The sequence below is a fragment of the Candidatus Hydrogenedentota bacterium genome (assembly GCA_016791475.1).
Lineage (GTDB): Bacteria > Hydrogenedentota > Hydrogenedentia > Hydrogenedentales > JAEUWI01 > JAEUWI01.
This window is the reverse complement of sequence record JAEUWI010000130.1, coordinates 1-889: the sequence shown is the minus strand read 5'-3', so window position 1 is coordinate 889 and position 889 is coordinate 1. Positions and strand designations below refer to the sequence as shown.

Annotated in this window: 3 protein-coding genes; 2 read left to right on the top strand and 1 reads right to left on the bottom strand. The window is 73.3% G+C overall.

Translation table 11 applies throughout. The annotated features are described in order from the left end of the window. Both JNK74_28250 and JNK74_28245 read left to right on the top strand, forming a co-directional pair. A partial coding sequence (locus JNK74_28250; GenBank protein ID MBL7650080.1) for a YeeE/YedE family protein occupies positions 1–269 on the top strand: 269 nt, incomplete at its 5' end. A gap of 10 nt (positions 270–279) precedes the next feature. After that, a complete protein-coding gene (locus tag JNK74_28245; protein ID MBL7650079.1) occupies positions 280–447 on the top strand; it encodes a hypothetical protein in 168 nt (55 codons plus the stop codon). 48 nt (positions 448–495) lie between these two features. Here the strand turns inward: JNK74_28245 and JNK74_28240 are convergent. Continuing rightward, positions 496–889: DUF4010 domain-containing protein (locus JNK74_28240; GenBank protein MBL7650078.1), on the bottom strand; the 394-nt coding region annotated here is incomplete at its 5' end.

The window sequence follows — 889 nt, the reverse complement described above, 5'->3', positions numbered from 1 at the left end:
TGACCAACATCGGCCTGATCTACGGCGCGATCGCCGCCTCGCGCTGGAACGGCGCGCCGAAGTTCACCGCGCCCTCGGGGCGCCGGCTCGCCGCCGCTGCCGTGGCAGGGCTGGTGATGGGCTACAGCGCGCGCATGGCCTTCGGCTGCAACGTCGGCGCCTACCTGGGCGGCATCGCCTCGGCCAGCCTGCACGGCTGGGTGTGGTTCGCGCTCGCCTTCGCCGGCTCCATCGTCGGCGTGCGCATCCGCCGCCGCGTCGGTGCGTAGGGAGGAAGACATGGACAAGGAAAGACTCTTCCGCACCGGCTTCGCGATCTTCTGGCTGGTCGCCCTCGGCCTGCTCGTGCTCGACACCGCGAGCAGCAGCAACATCCGCGTGGAGCCGCCGCCGATCGCGCTCGGCAGCGGGCAGGCGGCCTCCGGGGGGCATTGCTCGGGGCGGTAGGCGGTAGGCGGCAGGCGGCAGGCGGCAGGCGCGAGAATCCCATGCGGGCTAGCCGAGTCCCACCCAGGCCAGGCCGGCGAGCAGGCCGAGCGCGACGCTGACCATGCCGGCGGCGGCGCGCAGCGCGAGGGCGCGGCCGCCGATCGCCGCGGCGAGGCCGAGCTTGAAGCCGAGGTTGGCGAGCATGGCGATGCCGACCGCGGTGACCGTGGCGATCAGCTCGAGGCGCTCGAGCGCGTACAGGCGCAGGCTGGACAGCGTGATCGCGTCGACGTCGGTGAGGCCGGACACGAAGGCCAGCACGTACAGGCCGCGATTGCCGGCGAAGTCCGACAGCCAGGCCGCGGCCAGCAGCACCAGCGCGTAGACGGCGCCGAAGCCGAGCGCGGTCTTGAGTTCGGTCGGGTTGCCGGTGGTCGGCAGCACCGCCTCGGCGCGCTCG